Source organism: Pseudomonas sp. AN3A02 (genome assembly GCF_011765255.1).
Taxonomy (GTDB): domain Bacteria; phylum Pseudomonadota; class Gammaproteobacteria; order Pseudomonadales; family Pseudomonadaceae; genus Aquipseudomonas.
Window position 1 is genome coordinate 22,642 of sequence record NZ_JAARNI010000014.1, and the last position, 17,486, is coordinate 40,127.

The 17,486-nt window shown below is 61.2% G+C and carries 14 protein-coding genes; 4 read left to right on the top strand and 10 right to left on the bottom strand.

What is annotated here, in order from left to right:
• Positions 1–4: 4 nt before the first annotated feature.
• The gene (locus HBJ59_RS29185) at positions 5–511 is read right to left on the bottom strand and encodes a GNAT family N-acetyltransferase (RefSeq protein WP_029616027.1); all 507 of its coding nucleotides are present in this window, start codon (positions 509–511) and stop codon (positions 5–7) included.
• Positions 512–700: 189 nt separating this feature from the next.
• Here HBJ59_RS29185 and HBJ59_RS29190 point away from each other — a divergent pair, with 189 nt between their 5' ends.
• On the top strand, positions 701–1,570 hold the full coding sequence (locus HBJ59_RS29190; RefSeq protein ID WP_167665556.1) for an undecaprenyl-diphosphate phosphatase: 870 nt from the start codon (positions 701–703) through the stop codon (positions 1,568–1,570).
• Positions 1,571–1,682: 112 nt separating this feature from the next.
• Here HBJ59_RS29190 and rtcA read toward each other — a convergent pair whose 3' ends face one another.
• From rtcA to HBJ59_RS29210, 4 genes are all read right to left on the bottom strand, one after another.
• Positions 1,683–2,708 carry an RNA 3'-terminal phosphate cyclase gene (gene rtcA / locus HBJ59_RS29195; RefSeq protein WP_167665557.1) on the bottom strand — a complete coding sequence of 342 codons (1,026 nt, stop codon included), beginning with the start codon at positions 2,706–2,708 and terminating at the stop codon, positions 1,683–1,685.
• Between the two features lie 9 nt (positions 2,709–2,717).
• Positions 2,718–3,512: a nucleotidyltransferase domain-containing protein gene (locus HBJ59_RS29200; protein ID WP_167665558.1), complete on the bottom strand. Its 795-nt coding sequence runs from the start codon at positions 3,510–3,512 to the stop codon at positions 2,718–2,720.
• 36 nt (positions 3,513–3,548) lie between these two features.
• Positions 3,549–4,775, bottom strand: a complete 1,227-nt coding sequence (locus HBJ59_RS29205; protein ID WP_167665559.1) for an RtcB family protein — start codon at positions 4,773–4,775, stop codon at positions 3,549–3,551.
• A 332-nt stretch (positions 4,776–5,107) separates the two neighbouring features.
• Entirely contained in the window at positions 5,108–6,658 is a 1,551-nt protein-coding gene (locus HBJ59_RS29210) for a TROVE domain-containing protein (RefSeq protein WP_167665560.1), read from the bottom strand.
• Between the two features lie 204 nt (positions 6,659–6,862).
• Between HBJ59_RS29210 and rtcR the strand changes: the two genes are divergently transcribed.
• Positions 6,863–8,470 (top strand): RNA repair transcriptional activator RtcR, encoded by a 1,608-nt coding sequence (gene rtcR, locus HBJ59_RS29215; protein WP_076016392.1) that lies wholly within the window; start codon positions 6,863–6,865, stop codon positions 8,468–8,470.
• 7 nt (positions 8,471–8,477) lie between these two features.
• Here rtcR and HBJ59_RS29220 read toward each other — a convergent pair whose 3' ends face one another.
• The gene (locus HBJ59_RS29220) at positions 8,478–9,395 is read right to left on the bottom strand and encodes an ADP-ribosylglycohydrolase family protein (protein WP_218586002.1); all 918 of its coding nucleotides are present in this window, start codon (positions 9,393–9,395) and stop codon (positions 8,478–8,480) included.
• Positions 9,396–9,600: 205 nt separating this feature from the next.
• On the opposite strand from HBJ59_RS29220, the gene HBJ59_RS29225 reads away from it, so the two are divergent.
• Positions 9,601–11,340, top strand: coding sequence for a dipeptidase (locus tag HBJ59_RS29225; protein ID WP_167665561.1), 1,740 nt, complete (start codon positions 9,601–9,603; stop codon positions 11,338–11,340).
• A gap of 34 nt (positions 11,341–11,374) precedes the next feature.
• Here HBJ59_RS29225 and HBJ59_RS29230 read toward each other — a convergent pair whose 3' ends face one another.
• The 4 genes from HBJ59_RS29230 to HBJ59_RS29245 all read right to left on the bottom strand — a co-directional run bounded on the left by HBJ59_RS29230 (position 11,375) and on the right by HBJ59_RS29245 (position 16,467).
• On the bottom strand, positions 11,375–13,114 hold the full coding sequence (locus HBJ59_RS29230) for an ABC transporter ATP-binding protein (RefSeq protein ID WP_167665562.1): 1,740 nt from the start codon (positions 13,112–13,114) through the stop codon (positions 11,375–11,377).
• Complete coding sequence (locus tag HBJ59_RS29235) at positions 13,108–14,901, bottom strand: ABC transporter ATP-binding protein (protein ID WP_167665563.1); 1,794 nt, start codon at positions 14,899–14,901, stop codon at positions 13,108–13,110. The genes HBJ59_RS29230 and HBJ59_RS29235 overlap by 7 nt, the downstream gene beginning before the upstream one ends.
• Before the next feature lie 90 nt (positions 14,902–14,991).
• On the bottom strand, positions 14,992–15,948 hold the full coding sequence (locus HBJ59_RS29240; protein WP_167665564.1) for a FecR domain-containing protein: 957 nt from the start codon (positions 15,946–15,948) through the stop codon (positions 14,992–14,994).
• A 9-nt stretch (positions 15,949–15,957) separates the two neighbouring features.
• Positions 15,958–16,467: a sigma-70 family RNA polymerase sigma factor gene (locus tag HBJ59_RS29245; protein ID WP_076016398.1), complete on the bottom strand. Its 510-nt coding sequence runs from the start codon at positions 16,465–16,467 to the stop codon at positions 15,958–15,960.
• A gap of 465 nt (positions 16,468–16,932) precedes the next feature.
• On the opposite strand from HBJ59_RS29245, the gene HBJ59_RS29250 reads away from it, so the two are divergent.
• Positions 16,933–17,484: a GNAT family N-acetyltransferase gene (locus HBJ59_RS29250; RefSeq protein ID WP_076016399.1), complete on the top strand. Its 552-nt coding sequence runs from the start codon at positions 16,933–16,935 to the stop codon at positions 17,482–17,484.
• Positions 17,485–17,486: the final 2 nt, after the last annotated feature.

Consider the following 17,486-nt stretch of genomic DNA (forward strand, 5'->3'; position numbering starts at 1 on the left):
TGCCTCAGTGCAGCGCCGCCCGGGTCACGAGGAAGCTCAGCAGGTTCGGCTCATCATCCAGCTCAATGGCCTGCACCGGACGGGGCAGGTTATCCAATACCGTGCGCCAGAACGCCTGGCTCACTTCATCCTGATCATAGAAACGCACCAGCCAGTTCGCCTCGCCACTGCTCAAGACCTGAGTGGCGATGGCGCGGCCAATGCCTTTGCGGCGATAGCGTTTCAAGATGAACAGGTCTGCCAGTTCCAGCGCGTCGATCCCGGGGAGTTCGCTGCCTTCGATCAGCAGAAAGCCGGCGATAAAGCCGTCGACCAGCAATAGGTTGGCGCTCCACTGCGGGTCTTCCCAGTAGCGGGCCAGGTGCTCCTCATGGATGTAGAAACGCCCGTCCACCTCGACGTCTTCCTGTTCCCAGTCCGAGGACTCGTAGGCGTAGAACTGGTAAAGGTTGGCGATCAGCGCGGCGTGTTCCGGGCCGGTTTCGATCAATTCGACGGTGGTATCGGGGATTGCAGGCATGGGCATCTCGGCAAAAAAACAGGGCGCCATTGTCAACAAAGCCACAGGCAATGCCAATACACCGGCAAAGCTTTCTGTTGGCTGAACAGATCACAGTTTTCTCTTGTCAACTACAAAATCATTACAAAGTTAGACTAAACTCCGCGCCACTTCCCTCCCTTCGTTTTCAGGATAAGTACTTTGACAAACGTCTGCACCAGCGGCCTCGATGTCGGCTTTGCGTCCCTGGATTACCTGCAAATCGGCATTCTGGGCATCATTCAGGGCATCACCGAATTACTGCCCGTGTCTTCCACCGCCCACATGCGCATCGTGCCCGCCCTGCTCGGCTGGCCGGATCCCGGCTCGGCGTTTTCCGCGGCCATGCAGTTGGCTGCCTTGGCGGCAGTGGTCAGTTACTTCTGGAAGGATGTGCGCCAGGTCACCGTGGGCAGCATCAGCGCGGTGCGCCAGGGCGACTACAACAACCAGTGGTTCAAGCTGGCGGTGGCGATTGTGCTGGCGACGATTCCGATTGGTATCGCCGGAATTGCCTTGTCGTCGACGCTCAACTCGTGCAACTCGCCGTTGCGCGGGCTGATGGTGATCGGAATTTCCTGCCTGGTGATGGCCGTGCTGCTGGCCGCGGCCGAACTCAGCGCGAGGCATAAGCGCACGGTGGGCGAAATGCGCCTGCGGGATGCGCTGATTGTCGGCATTGCGCAGATCGGCGCGCTGATTCCCGGGGTTTCCCGCTCGGGCTCGACCCTGACCGCCGCACTGTTCCTCAATTTCAAGCGTGAAGAAGCGGCGCGGTTTTCGTTCCTGCTGGGCTTGCCGGCAATCGCGTTGGCGGGGCTGAAGGAGCTGTGGGTGCTGTTCCACGCCGACCTGCCCGCCCATGCCTGGCCGCATTTGATCTTTGGCCTGGTGGTTGCCAGTGTCTCGGCGTTCTTCGCGATCTGGGGCCTGATGAAGTTCCTGGAGCGGTTTTCCACCTGGCCGTTCGTGATCTACCGTGCGGCGCTGGGGGTGTTCCTGATTGTGGCGGTGAGCACCGGGTTCCTGTAGGAGCGAGCTTGCTCGCGATGGTCGTTAACGATGACGCGTCCAGCCTGAATAAACACAGTGCCTGGGCGTTTTTCGCGAGCAAGCTCGCTCCTACAGTACGCGGTCGGCCAGACTACAGCGCCCGGCATTCAATCCTCAGTAATTGAGGGCCTTGTTCGTGGCCCTCAAGTACCACCGGCAAAAACCGCTGGATCACCGCCATGTTGCTCTGCAGGTGCTCGGTCATCCGCAGCGTGGTGAAACTGCCACCGCCGGCAAGTGCCATCGGCAGCAATAGCTGGTCGGCCAGATGCTCGGCGACCACCGCTTCGCTGGCAAGCCACTCGAGCGCCTGCTCGATGGCCTGATCGGCCACCGCCTCTGCGCGCAACCTGGCCTGGCCAAATGCGCTGAACACTTCGGTGACGTGCGCATGTGCATATTCCAGCAACAGGACATTGCCTGGCCCGTGCTCCGCGTCAAGGTTCACCGCGTGCAGCTGCTCCTGCTTGATCGCCAGCCGCTGACGCACACGTTCCAGTTCGCGCTCGGCGACATGAACAGGCAACCCGGCACTCAGTGTGGTTGCTCGCGAGCCCTGCAATTCACCCCGCTCGGTGAGGTGCAACGGCATCAATGTGCTCGGATGTATAAACGCCACAAGCTCACCACCGCCCGCCGGTACAAAGCCGTGACGCACCAGCGTCAACTCGACTCTGGCACCCATCCGCCGCAATTGCGGCAACCAGGCGCGCTCAAGAAAATCCAGCGGAGGTGCCATCGGATTGTGGGTGCCTCCGCAAATACTGACGCGACTGGCTTGCGGGGCCAGCAGCAACGCCGGCAACACTGTCTGCAATACCAGGGTGCAACTGCCGGCCGTGCCGATAGAAAATTTATAGTCCCCGCCCTGGATAAGGCCAGGCTCGAACAGCAACGCCTGGGAACCCAGCTCGGCGCCTTCGACCCGGGCGCCACATACCTGGGCAGCGGCCAGAACCGCCGTCAGGTGCTGACGCAACAGCCCTGGCCGACTGCGCCTGGCACGAATATTTTTAATCCGCAGCGTGCGCCCCGTCACCATCGACAGGCTCAAGCCACTGCGCAACACCTGGCCTCCGCCGATGGCGCCGTCCAGCTCGATCAGATCCTGGTTCATGTCCATTCCTTATGCGTAGTGCTTTACCGTTTCCCTCAGGTAGTGGTCCAGCAAATGAGTGTGTTCCTGGGTACGTGGCAACTTGGGCGCCTCGCGCTCCAGCTCTGCCGAGATAAACCGGTGCAACGCCGGGCGCTTGGGCCCGTAGGCGGCTTCCCCGGCATTACGTTTCAGGGCCAGCAGCGTCGCCACTTCATCCAGCAAGAGCGGATCCGTGACCGTCGACAACAGGTCGGCAAAGGTCATCGGTGGCCGTCCGAGCCCAAGGTCGATCCAGCGCACCGCCAGCAACGGCCGCAGCACATAGAAGTACTTTTTGAAGCGCACCGTGTCGCCTTGCAGGTACCCACGAAAGTTCTTCCTGGCCATCGACAAATAGTGACTGCGGGCCGCAGGCGGGCTGTAGAACGCTTCCGCCAGGGCCTGCAGGCGCGCGGTCGCAGGCGTTTCGCTGCGATACACCAGCGGCGAATCGAGCCACTCCAGCAGCGTCGGGTTGGATTTACGCAGCAGGCCGAGGGTCTTGCGCAACTCCCAGCCGCTGATATCCAGCTCGTCGTCCAGCGGACGTTCGATCACGTCCCGTGGCGCATCCACCTGGACAAACCAGTCTGGCTTTTCCACATAGACGAAACGCACGTCGTAATCACTGTCGGTGGAAGCAAAGCCCCAGGCGCGACTGCCGGATTCACAGGCATACAGCACCGTGACGTTTCGCTCGCGCTCTATGCGCTCCAGTTCGAGCAAGACCCGTTCGCGCATGGCGAGACTGAGGGGGTGAAGGTCGTCTTGTTCCCTATTCATTTTGAATGCTCCTGTACAACCATCAAATTCCAGACTTTATCCCTTCACGCACACCACCTGACGCAAGGTGTGCAGCACTTCCACCAGCTCGCGCTGGGCGTGCATGACTTGGTCGATATCCTTGTAGGCCATCGGAATCTCGTCGATTACCGCAGCATCCTTACGGCATTCCACGTGGGCCGTTGCGCGCACCTGGTCGGCCACCGTGAAGGTGTTTTTGGCCTTGGTGCGGCTCATGATCCGGCCGGCGCCATGGCTGCAGGAGCAGAACGACTCTTCGTTACCCAGCCCGCGCACGATGAAACTTTTCGCGCCCATCGAACCGGGAATAATTCCCAGCTCACCCTTCTTTGCCGACACCGCACCTTTGCGAGTGACCAGAATTTCCTCACCGAAATGCCGCTCTTTTTGCACATAGTTGTGGTGGCAGTTCACCGCTTCCAGCGCCACTTCAAACGGTTTGTGGATCACCTTGCGCGTCGCCTCAACCACCGCCCGCATCATCATCTCGCGGTTCTGACGGGCAAAATCCTGGGCCCAGCCGACCGCCTCCACATAGTCATCGAAGTGCTGGCTGCCTTCCTCGAAGTAAGCCAGGTCGCGATCCGGCAGGTTGGCGATGTGCTGACGCATGTCCTGTTGAGCCAATTGAATAAACAGGTTACCGATGGCATTGCCGACGCCACGGGAACCGCTGTGCAACATGAACCAGACCCGGTTGGCTTCATCCAGGCAGACTTCGACAAAGTGGTTACCCGAACCCAGCGTCCCCAAGTGTTGGCGGTTGTTGGTGTTCTTCAGTTTCGGGTACTTGTCGGTGATCGTTTTGAAGCGTGGGTGCAACGCCGCCCACACCTGGTCGGCCTGCTGCGGAACAGTGTCCCAGGCACCCTTGTCACGCCCGTTACGTCCGCTGGTGCGACCATGGGGCACCGCCGCCTCGATCGCGCAGCGCAGGCCGTGGAGGTTATCCGGCAGGTCGGCGGCAGTCAGCGAGGTACGTGCGGCAATCATGCCGCAGCCGATATCCACGCCAACAGCGGCCGGGATAATCGCGCCCACGGTGGGAATCACGCTGCCAATGGTCGAGCCCTTGCCCAGATGCACATCCGGCATCACCGCGAGGTGTTTGAAAATGAACGGCATCTTCGCCGTGTTCATCAGTTGCTGGCGAGCCTCTGGCTCAACCGGTACCCCTTGGGTCCAGAGCTTGATGGGCTTGCCGTTGGCAACTTCCAGCAGTTGGTAGGTCTTCTCTTGCATGATCTCGATTCTTTTTGTATGTGCCGCAGGCGCGGCGTTTCAAGTAAACAGACGGCGACAAAAGAGGGGTGAAACATGCGGCACGCTCTGCCGCTGAGCTACAGTCTTGCGACTGGCGGGACTCGAACCCGCGACCATTCCGTACTGTAGTTTCACCGGCATTCGCCGAGGCAATCGTAATAAGGTGGCACGACAAAAAGTGTGACTGAGCGCCGGAACATACCGGCTTACCATAGATGTACAGCCACAGGCATTCGTGCCGTCACTGGCGCTGACAAGGGTCTGACGAGACGTCTTGGATGTAGTCCCGTCGGCATTCAGCGCCGGTGAAATCAAACTTCTATTGCTTCAATCGCCTGCACCCAATGTTGCGCACCGTAGCGCCCTTCGGCGAACTGCGCGACCACATCAAATACCGCATCACTGAAGCCTCCCACATTCAAAATGTCCTGGCGGTCTGCCGCCTGCGTGGTGGCACCCGGCTGCATATCGATACACACCAGCCGCGCTTGCGGGTTGACCTGCTTGATCAACTCCCACTGACGCATGGTTTCGGTACCGCGCTGACGCCTGGCGTCAATCCACGACTCGTTGTCAGACACCAGGATTACCGTATCCACTTTCATTTTGGCCCCGGCAATTTTCGCCAGCGGCGCCGAGCAGTTAGTCCCGCCTCCGCCGATGGCGGCCAGCTTCTGCGCATTGCTCATCACACTGTCACGCGGGTTGAGCCGGATATCCACCACATGGTTTTCAAACGGCATCAAGCGTGCGTCTGGCTGCTTGCGCAAGATCGCCGCGCCGATCAAGGCCGCCACATCGATGCAACGTACAGCGCTCGTGGCGCCCTCGCGATACCCGGTGACCGGGTTGTGCATCGAGCCCGACACATCAGGGCAAACCACCACCGAACCTTGCAACACCGGCACGTTGGCCAGGGACAACTCAAGAGCGTCCTGCAGGGCTTCACGCACGCAGGCCGGTACGTCATCCCCCGCCATTCGATACGCCGCCAGCAACTGGTACGGGTAAACCCGCGCCTTGGCGATCGCCTCTGCATCAGCCAACCGCGCCGCTACTTGCCATGCGAACCCTGGCACCTCGAACGCGCCTTGGCGTGCAAAGGTATTAAGGTTCGTGCGCAGGGCCTGCCAACCCATGTTATCGGCCTGGGCAGCCCATTGTTCTTTGCTGAGCTTCTCGTTTCCAAGCAACTGGAACGGTACCGCCGGCACCTCAGTGGTCGAACCACTACGAAAGGCGAGCAAGGCCCGAGTCAGCTCCGGCAAGGCTTGCACATCCACCGGCCGCCCGATCAACCAGGCGAAGAACGCTTCACGCCATGGTTCAGTGGGCTTGGGGTGAACCATTTTCACCACATCCGCCAACGATGGCTGATTACCGACTGACGCCTGCAAAAGCTGACGCTCCGTCGCAGTGTTCAACCAGTTCTGCACCAGGCGCTTGGGCTGCGAGCCCAGGGACTTGCGCCCCGTCACACCGCTGCGCAGGATTTGCACGAAGTTGCGCAACATCTTGCCGCTGTCCACCACCTGTTCGAACACCTGCGGCACCATCACCGAACGTTGGGCCACCAATGCGGCCAACAGCAATGCCGGCATGTCTTTCATGTGGCCTTGGCGGCGGGCGTAGCACGCAACCTTGGCGATATAGCGGCTGTCCAGCTCGCTGGCCAACTGCAACACGCTCTCCAGCTGGCTTTCGGCCGAGGCGTGGAAGGTCTGGTTCAGGCAACCGGTGACTGCCAACTGGGCCAGCTTGTGCTTGGCGCTGTAGGCATAAGCCGGTACCTGTGTAGCGTTCAAGGTGTCGCATGCAGGCAGTTTCGCCTGCTGGGTGTTGAAGATCTGGGAGTTGGCCATCGTGGCGTCTCGCTCTGTTGTGTGTTCCGTTGCGAGAGTTATTGCAGCTGCCATGCCAGGTTTTTGTTTTCGCCGATAAATATTCTTATCTATTTCTTTTATATGAATATTTTTAATTTAGATAACTAATCAGCTCGACTGCAATGACAATTCCTTCAGAAATTACTTATCCTTACATATCGTCATCTATATTTTGGTATCGCCATGATTCAAAAGCGCACGGTCGCCATTGGTTTTATCGGTTCAACCCTGGACCGGGTCGGCAAAGGTGGCAATCGCTGGAACCATTGGCGGCCCAGCGTCGGCCTTTGCCAGCAGCAGGAAGTATTGATTGATCGCCTGGAGCTGATTCACGGTGTCGACGCACGAGACATCAGCCTCGCTCAGCGGGTACGCGACGACATCCAGCAGGTATCGCCGGAAACCGAGGTGCGGCTGCACCCCATGCACCTGAAGAACCCTTGGGATTTCGAGGAGGTGTACGGCGCACTGCACGACTTCACCACCGGCTACCGCTTCGACACCGACCACGAGGATTACCTGGTCCATATCACGACCGGCACCCACGTTGCGCAAATCTGCTGGTTCCTGCTGACAGAAGCGCGCTATCTGCCAGCCCGCTTGATCCAGACGTCTCCGGCTCGCCGCCGCAACGAAGAGGAACGCGCCACCGGCACTCATGCACTGATCGACCTCGACCTGTCGCGCTACGACCGCATCGCATCACGCTTCGCCCACAAACGCCTGGAAAGCCTGGCCTTCCTCAAATCCGGAATCGCCACACGCAACCCGGCCTTCAACCGCTCCATCGAACAGATCGAACGCGTGGCCGTGCGCTCCAAGGCACCGATGCTGCTGATCGGCCCCACCGGTGCCGGCAAGTCATTCCTCGCGCGGCGCATCTACGAACTCAAGCGCAGCCGGCATCAGGTCCAGGGACGTTTTGTTGAAGTGAACTGCGCCACCTTACGCGGCGATGGCGCGATGTCGGCGCTGTTTGGCCATATCAAAGGCGCCTTCACCGGCGCCCAGAACGCCCGCGATGGTCTGCTCCGCGCAGCAGACGGCGGCATGTTGTTCCTGGATGAGATCGGCGAACTGGGGCTCGACGAACAGGCGATGCTGCTCAAGGCGGTCGAAGAAAAGCGCTTCTTCCCTCTCGGCGGCGACCAGGAAGTCACCAGCGACTTCCTGATCATCGCCGGCACCCACCGCGACCTGCGCGGCCGCGTCGCGGAAGGGCTGTTCCGCGAAGACTTGTACGCCCGGATCAACCTTTGGACATTCGACCTGCCGGGCCTGGCCGGGCGCCGTGAAGACATCGAACCGAACATCGACTTCGAACTGGAACGCCACGCCCGCGAACAGGGCCAAGTGGTGCGCTTCAACCTCGAAGCCCGGCGGCGCTACCTCGCCTTTGCCTGCTCCAGCGAAGCGGCCTGGCTGGGTAACTTTCGCGAACTGTCTGCCTCCATCACGCGCATGGCCACTCTGGCGGACAGCGGGCGCATCGACGAAAGCCAGACCCAGGAAGAAATCGACCGACTGCGTTATGCCTGGGGCCTGGAGTCGCCGCAAAACGATTGGCTGTCACGCCTGGGCGTCGATACCGAACTGGACCTGTTCGACCAACTGCAACTTAACGCCGTGATCGAAACGTGCCTCCAGTCCGACAGCATTTCCGATGCCGGACGACGCTTGTTCGGCGTCTCCCGACAAGCCAAGGCGCAGCCGAACGATGCCGACCGACTACGCAAATACCTGGCGCGATTTTCGATTGAGTGGAAACAGTTGGCGGAGTTGAAGGGCTGACGGATACCTAAAGTGCCGCTGCCTGGCCTTGTGCCGCCTGAAACAACGCGTCGGCAGTCTCCTGAATCTCTTCACGCTGCCACAACTTGCCCAACCACTCGATCGGAATACCCTGCACACCGTAATACGCACCCGCCAGTTGACCCACGATCGCTGCCGTAGTGTCGGCGTCATCCCCCAGGTTTGCCGCGGCCAGCACGGCCTCGGCAAAGCTCTCGGCGTGATGAAAACACCATAGCGCCGCCTCAAGCGAAGCCACCGCGTAACCAGAACCAACGATGTCGCTGCGCGCCTTATCGAGGTAGTGCCCATCAGCAATGTCCACAACTTTGGGTTCGCTCAAGTCCAGATAGTCAACCTTTAGTACCTGCGCTTTCGAATCCCCACGCAGCGCATTGGAAATACACTCCGCCAGCACCAGGCAGCACTCAATCGCCTCCAACGCGCCATGGGTAGTGCGGGAACTGTCGACGGTAAACTCCCGCAAGCGCTCGGCATCTGGGAAACAGAACAGAACCACCGGGCTCAGGCGCATCATTGACCCGTTACCCGCCGAGTACGGGTCGGTGGAGCCCGCGAACGGATCGCCTGTGTGCTGATACTTCGTCAATGCATCACGAACGGTTGTGCCGATATCGAAACACTCCCCCGTAGCACTCAGGTAGCCCCACTTCCACCAGTTCAAATAACGCCCCATCTGATCGCCAGCGTCAAAACCATTCTTGCGCAGCAGGCTTTCGGCCAGACACAGCGCCATGGATGTGTCATCCGTCCACTGGCCAGGCAAAAGCTGGAACGGCCCACCACCCACCATATCGGTGACCGGGGCAAACGAACCTCGGCGCATGAACTCAACCGTGGTCCCTACTGCATCACCACAGGCCAGCCCAAGCAGGCTGCCGCGGTAACGGTCTGAAAGCATCATCAACACCACTCCTTTGCACAAATAACACCCTAACCGCAGAACCATACCGGAGCTTTCCGTTCTGTGGGTCATCGCGCATTTCTATGGGAAATTTCCTACTCAAGCACTCCCCTCCCCCAGCCTCCCGATGGTAGTGTGTGAAATTGTTTCTGACCTTATGATCAGACATTTCTCACTCACTCCCTGCAAAGGAATGCCCTCAGCAATGGATTTTTCCCTCAAGCAACTGGCCGTAGCCACCCTGATGGCCGCCAGCCTTTCGGTGTTCACCACCCAAGCTCAAGCCAACCTCACCCCGCAACAGAATGCGATCATCCTGAAGACCTTCAGTGACGCTTCGGTCAAGGATTTCAGGCAGTTTCTCGGTAGCCTGGCCAAGAGTGACGTGGCCAAGAGCGACAACCTCGGCCCAGCTATCAGCGCGTTCCTCGACAACAAGGACCTGACCGCCGACCAGCAGAACGAAATCCATCGCCTGCTGGGCCTGTATGCGCGGGTGAAGTACGGCGCTGCCGCCACTGAAACCCTGCGCGAACTGGTGGAGATCCCGACGTTCCAGGTGACCGGCGTGGCCCAGCACGACAACCCCGAGTTCATCAAGATCGCCGCCAGGATCAAGAGTCTGGCCGAGTCGTTCAACCTGAACTTCCGCAACATCGACAATCGCGTCTATGAGATCTCCCTGGAAGGCAGCGGCGATGAAGTCGTCGGCATTCATGCTCACGCCGACGTGGTACCGGTAACCCCGGAAAACTGGGTGCTCAAGGACGGTACCAAACTCGATCCGTTCAAGGTCACACTGATCGGCGACCGCATGTATGGCCGCGGCACCGAGGATGACAAGAACGGCATCGTGGTGGCGATGTACGCGATGAAGGTGATCAAGGAAGAGAAACTGCCGCTGGCACGCAATTTCAAGCTGCTGGTGGACACCACCGAGGAAACCTCCGGCGACGCGATCCCGTACTACTTCGAACACAACCCAACGCCCAACTACAACCTGGCGCTGGATGGCGGCTACCCGGTGGTGATCGCCGAGAAAGGCTACGGCACGGTCATGGCCAAGTTCCCCAAGCGCAAGGCTGAAGGCAAAGGCGCAGAAATCATCTCGATGACCGGCGGCAAGGCCACCAACCAGATCCCGTCGGCGTCGGTGGTGACACTGTTGAGCGACAAGCCCGCCGAACTGGCCGCCAGCCTGCAAAAGGCCGGTAGCGAATACGCCAAACGCAATGGCGGTGACTTCGAAGTGGCAGTCAAGGTCGACGGCAAGGACGTCAAGCTGATCGTCACTGGCGTGTCCGCTCACTCCTCCGAGCCAGAATCCGGTGTGAACCCGGTGGCCCGCATGCTCGACTTCCTCAACAGCCTCGACGGCAAGGTGGCGCTCAAGCACAACCAGTTCACCGATGCCGCGCGTTATGCCGCCACCAACTGGGGCCTGGATTACCTGGGCGGCAAACTGGGTGTGGGCTTCTCCGATGCGTTCATGGGGCCGCTGACCACGTCGCTGACCTATGTCGGTGAGGATGACGGTACCTTCAAGCTGGCAGTCAACCTGCGTGTGCCTAAGGGCAAGTCGCCGGAAGCGCTCAAGGCTGAAATCGCCGACAAGCTGGCAGCCTGGACTAAACAGAACCACGTGGCCGTGAGCTTCGACTACTCGATCGCCGAGCCGATGTACCGCAACCCTGAAGGCGAGTGGGTCAAGGCGCTGTTGGCCGTGGCCAGCGAGAACCTGGGCATGGAGCACAAGTACGGGACTTCGGCCGGCGCTACCTCGGTGCATGAGTTGCCGAATGGCGTGCAATTCGGCCTGGCACGGCCAGAGGTCAAGTACACCGGCCATACCGACAACGAGTTCAAGACCGTCGACCAGTTCCTGCTGGACCTGCAGATCGTCACTGAAATGATGGGCCGCATCGGGCAACTGCCGAAGCTCTAACCTGCTCTTCGGACCCGCCTTCCTGGCGGGTCCACTAGGCGATACGCCACCCCTTCGACGCCCTCCGTTGCGCCAGGAACCGGGCATAACGCCCCTGCCGAGCCGTCAGTTGTTCTGGCGTGCCGTGCTCTACGATCCGGCCCTCATCAAGCACCACAATCTGGTCGGCCATCACCACCGTCGACAACTGATGCGCGATCACGATCAACGTGCACTTGCCGCGCAAGCGTGCCAGGGTTTCGGCGATGACTGCCTGGTTCTCGGCGTCCAGTGCAGCAGTGGCTTCATCCACCAGCAGGATCGGCGCGCCCTTGATCAACGCACGGGCGATCGCGATACGCTGGCGCTCGCCGCCGGACAGGCGTGCCCCGCCCTCGCCGACACTGGTCGACAGCCCCATGGGCAAACGCTCGATAATCGACTGCACACCGGCCTGCCGCGCGGCCTCCAGCACTTGCACATCGCTTGCGTCAGGCTTGCCCAGGCGAATGTTGTCGGCGACGCTGCCCTGGAACAGGTACGTGTCCTGGAATATCTGGCTGATCTGCGCGTTAAGCTGCTCGCCAGACATCTGTCGCACATCCACGCCACCGATACACACCTGGCCTTGGCTGACCTCGAAAAACCGCGCAACCAGTCTCAGCAGCGTGGTCTTGCCCGAGCCGGAAGCGCCCACCAGCGCGGTCATGTTGCCCGGTTCAATTCGCAGGCTCACGCCACGCAGCACGTCCCGAGGACCACCCGGGTGACGAAAACTCACGTCGCACAATTCCACTGAGGCATCCCGTGGGGATTGCGGGGCGCTCGGCTCTTTCAGCGGCGATGCGGCCAGGATCTCGCGCACCGCCTCAAGTTGCATCCCGGCGCCGCGCAAGGTCTCGCCATAACCGGCCACCTCCAGCAGGGGGTCAATGAAGCGGCTGACCAGCAACAGCGACACCATCACCGCGATCACCGAGCCTACGTGCAAGGGATTACCCAGGTACGCGTCGAGCCACAATGCGGCGGCGATCAACAAGGCGGCGAACACCACCTGCACCATCCACGTATTCAGCAGCACCGAGGTTGCGGACAACAGGATCAGGCGAGCCCCTGTCGCGTGTTGCTGCTCAATCGCCCGTTGCAGGAACACCGAGCTACCGCCGCCACTGAACGCACGCAACACCGACTGCGACTGGGCGAACTCCAGCATGCGCTGGCTGGTGTCAGCCGAGCTGCGTTGGAACGCCCGGTCGGCACGCCGGCCAAGCCGTGCGCTGAGCCAGAATGCGGCACCGAGAATCGGCAACGCCAACAAGGCGATCAGGCCCATTTTCCAGTGCAGCACGAACAGCGCCAGCACCAGCACCAACGGCGTCACCACGCCGCTGAGCACCGGGGTAAATACATGGGCCGGCAGTTGGGCCACGGTCATCATGCCCTGGGTCACCACCTGGTTGAGCCGCGCGGTGTTATCCGGGGTAAACCAGCCGACAGGCAGCCCGGCCACGTGGTCGCCGATCCGCTGGCGACCGCCTTGCAGCACCGCCACGCCCACCGCGACGCCGGCCTTTTCAACTTCCCGTCGCGTCGTCCAACACGTCGCCACCGCCGCCAGGAATACCACCAGCCACAGCGCTGCTTCGGCAAGATCACCGTTGAGCATATCGGTCAGTACCGGCACCAGCGCAGCGATGGTCAGCCCACAGAGCGCGCCGTAGAACACCACGTTTCTCACATAGCGATGCAAGACTGGCCCGTCGTCGCCCAACAGTTCGATAAAGGTTTTCAGCATGTCGGCAGCGCCTGTTCGCGGGTCTGTTTGTAGCCGCCCGACGCCCACAGGCGCGCGTAGCGGCCTTCCTGCGCGATCAGTCGAGGATGGTTGCCCTGTTCAACGATGCGGCCGTTTTCCAGCACGATGATGTGGTCGGCGTGCATCACGGTGTCGAGGCGATGGGCGATCACCAACAGCGTGCGCCCCTGGGCAAAGCGCGACAGCGCGTCCTGGATCGCCACCTCGTTCCCGGCATCGGCGGCGGCCGTGGGCTCATCCAGCACCAGCACCGGCGGCGCCAGCAATACCGCGCGGGCGATGCTGATGCGCTGCTGCTCGCCACCGGACAACTGCGCATCCTCGCCGATCACCGAGGCGTAGCCCCGTGGCAAGCCGATGATGCACTCATGGATATTCGCCGCCCGTGCGGCCGCCTCGATTTCCTTGCGACTGGCGCTGGGCCGGCCGAGGGCGATGTTTTCGGCAACGCTGGCGTGGACCAGGCGTACCTCTTGCAGCACAAACCCGATCAGGTTGTAGAGCTGCGAAGTCTCGACCTGCCGCAGGTCGACGCCACCCAAGGTGATACGCCCCTCGGTCGGGTCGAAAAAGCGCAGCAGCAGGCGCGCCAAGGTCGACTTGCCCGAGCCCGAAGCGCCGACGATGGCGGTGACGGTACCGGGCTTGAGGGTGAAGCTGATGTTTGACAGTACCGGGTTCCGTGGGTCGTAGGCGTACCCGAGGTTTTCCACGCGCACCTCGGTATCTTTGGGCAAGCGTTCGGAGCCCGGCTCCGCCTGCGCCAGCACCGGCGTCGCCAGCAGTGCCTGTACACGCTCGGCGGCGCCAACGGCGTTGTTCAGGTCGTGAGTGATGTAACTCAGCAGCATCAGCGGCGCGCAAATACCCGGCGCGACAATGGCGAACGGCAGCACCTCCACGGCGCTGATCCAGCCCAGGCTGACAAACACCAGGCCGAACGTCAGTACCACCGCGAGCACCGTCACCGGGGCGATCATTGCGTTGGCGTTGGCCATCGTCCCCACCAGCGGCCGGGTGAACTCAACGAAGGCTTCGCTGAAATCATCCACCGCCTTGCGGTAGCCCGCGTGGGCCTTGCCGATGGCACCGAAAGCCTTGACCACCGGAATGCCGTTGACGAACTCGACGACTGCGTTATTGACCCGGGTCATGCGTTCGACAAAGGACTGCATCGCGCTGCCGCTGGCTTTCATCGCATGATTGAAGAACAGGAAAAACCCCGGAAACGGCAACAGCGATACCAGCGCCATGCGCCAGTCGACCGTGAACAGATAGGCCGCCGACAACAGTACGGCCCCGGCACAACGCCCCGCGGTGGTATAGAAATGCGCAGTCAGGCTGTGCAGGGTGCCGATATCGTCTTGCATCGCCTGCTTGACCTCGCCCGACGCCCGCTCGGTGAACCAGCCCAGCGGCACCTGGCTCAGTCGCTGAGCGATTGCCAGGCGCAGGTGACGAGTGAGGTGGTTGTCGGCCAGGTGCGCGACCGTCTCTGCAACCGTCATCAACAGCAAGCCCACGAACAGGCTCGCCAGGCTGACACTGATGGTCAACCACAGCTCGACCGATGTCTGGGCCATCGACGGCCCGCCGAGGGCGATCCTGGCGATATGCACAACGCCCCCCAGCGGCACCAACGTCAGCATACTGCCCACACCGGCCAGCAGTGCCGCAACGATCAGTCGCCCGCGCACCGGCCGCAACACTTGCGAGACCGCGCCCCGCTCCCTGGGTTTGGCCGCAGCCACATCCTTGTTACTCATGAAGTCTCCCTGACTGAATGAGCCTTTGCTCGCCCTTACCTTATCTTCCGAACGAGCAGCCAAAACCCTCAATCAAATCTCAAGGTTTTTTCAGGCAGGGGCACTTACCGTCACCCAATAGCGGGTGCGCTTCACCACTTGTATCGGCAACGCGGCGGCCAGATTGTCCAGGGCCAGGTCGGTGTTTTCCAGATGCAACACGCCGCTGACCCGCAGCATCGCCACCTCCGGCGCACAGCGCAGTACACCGGGGCGGTAGCGCGCCAGTTCGGTGATCAGCTCGTCGAGCCGGGTGCCATCGGCCAACAACAGCCCCTTGACCCAGGCGATGCTGCGATCGGTCACCGCCGCAGTCGGTTGCGCCTTGTCCCTGGAAACCGTGGCACCCTGCCCCGCTTCCACTCGCGCGACTGCGCCCTGCTCAGGCTGCACCTGCACGGCGCCCTCAAGCACTGCCAACTGGCAGCTGTCGTCGCACTGTCGCAGGCTGAAGCGCGTGCCCAGCGCCTGAAACAGGCCCTGGTGACTCTGCACCCGAAACGGCCGGGATGAAGGCGCAGTGGTGATGAAGACCTCACCGGCCCGCAGCAGCACCAGGCGTTGGTGGTCGTCGAATTGCACGTCAATCGCCGAGGCCGAGCCCAACACCAGGCGAGTGCCGTCGGGCAATACGACTTCGCGAATTTCGCCAGTGCGGGTGCTATGGCCGGCACTCGCCAGTTGCCAGGCGTCGGTGCGGCGCACGCCGTAGGTGAGGCCACCGGCTGCGACCAACAGGCCGAGCAGGCGCAGGGTGCTGCGGCGATTGAGGGAGTCGGGGGCTTCGGGTTCGGCCAGGCTGTGCTTGGCTACTGCGGCAGGGACGCTGTTGAGTTTTTGCTCGAAGCCCAGCAGGCGTGTCCAGGCCAGCTCGTGATGGGGGTGTTCGGCGCGCCAGCGCAGGCAGTTGGCGTGGTCTTCGGCGCTGGCGTCATCGGCCCATAGACGTGCCATCCAGGCGGTGGCGCGCTCGATGATAACGGGGGCGATTGGCTGTTCGGTCGACATCGCTGTGGGTCAGCCGTGCAGGGTTTGGTAGCAGGCCAGCAGGCCGGCGGCGATGTATTTTTCCACCGATGAGACGGAGACTTGCAGCTCGGCGGCGATCTCGCGGTAGCTCAGGCCATCGAGTTTGCACAGCAACAGGGCCTGGCGTGCCTTGGGTGGCAGGCTGTGCAGGGCGGCGTCGATTTCGATCAGGGCCTCGATGGCCAGGGCGCGGGTTTCTTCATCGGCCGCGCAGGGTTCGGGCAAGAGGGTCAGGGCTTGCAGGTAAGCGGTTTCGATCTGGCGACGGCGGTAGAGGTCGATGACCAGGCCGTTGGCGATTTGGGTCAGGTGGCGGCGGGATTCGCCGGTGGGCGGGAGTTGGCCCTTACGCATGAGTTGCAGGTAGACGTCGTGGGCCAGGTCGGCGGCATCGAATGCGTTGCCCAATTTGCGCCGTAGCACGGTGCGCAGCCAGCTGTTGTGGTCGACGTATAGAGTTTCAACCTGGCGTTGAAAGGCGAACTGTCCGATGTTCACAAACCTCTCCTTTTACCCAATGGGCCCGAGGGGATTGGGTTTTTGGTAATGGTTTGCAAGACTATCGGCTCTGGGGCGTGGGTGCAATGTGGGGGGCGCTGGGCGGGGTGATGTGTGCATATCCATTGTTTAGGTAACGGCGGCTATTGGGGCGCCTAAGATCAAAAGCAGATCAAGAGCACAGCGGCCTCCCGGCCGGCTTGAGTGTTGTAAATCAAAAGCTAAAGCGGGCACGGTCCAAATGTGGGAGCGGGCTTGCTCGCGAAGGTCGTTAACGATGACGCTGGCATTCTGGATGAACGCGGCGCTCTCAGGTTTTTCGCGAGCAAGCCCGCTCCCACATAAAAGCAGCTCTGCTTTCACTCCCCACACGCTGCGTGGCAGCGATCATGGGCCCACTTGATTGATTTTTTGCCGTGTAAGACACACCTTAGAGAATCGTTTTTCTTAAAGGTGACGCCGCCAGTGTCCGAATTCCCCATCGTCAAAACCGAACGCCTGACCCTCAGGGAGCTGAGACAGCAGGACGCGGCGGCGTTGTTTGCGATTCATGGCGACGCAGAGGCAATGAAGTGGTTCGGCACCGATCCGCTGACCGAGCCTCTCCAAGCGGAGCAATTGATTGAGGTATTTGCCAGTTGGCGTACGTCGCCCAACCCAGGCATTCGCTGGGGGATTGAGGACACCGCCACGGCAGAGCTGATCGGCACCTGTGGTTTCTTTAAATGGAATCGTGGGTGGCGAAGCTGTGCGATCAGCTTTGAGATGGCGCAATCGGCACAAGGCCGCGGGCTGATGAAGGAGGCGGTTTACGCCGCCGTTCGATGGGCGTTCCAGCACATGGAACTCAACAGGATCGAGGCGCTGGTTCATCCCGACAATGCCCGCTCACTGAACCTGCTTGAAAAAGCCGGGTTCGTGCGTGAAGGAACGCTGAGGCAGGCGGGTTACTGGAACGGGGCTCATCAGGACTTGGTTCAGCTATCGCTGCTACGGGCGGAGTGTGAGTACCTCTAGGG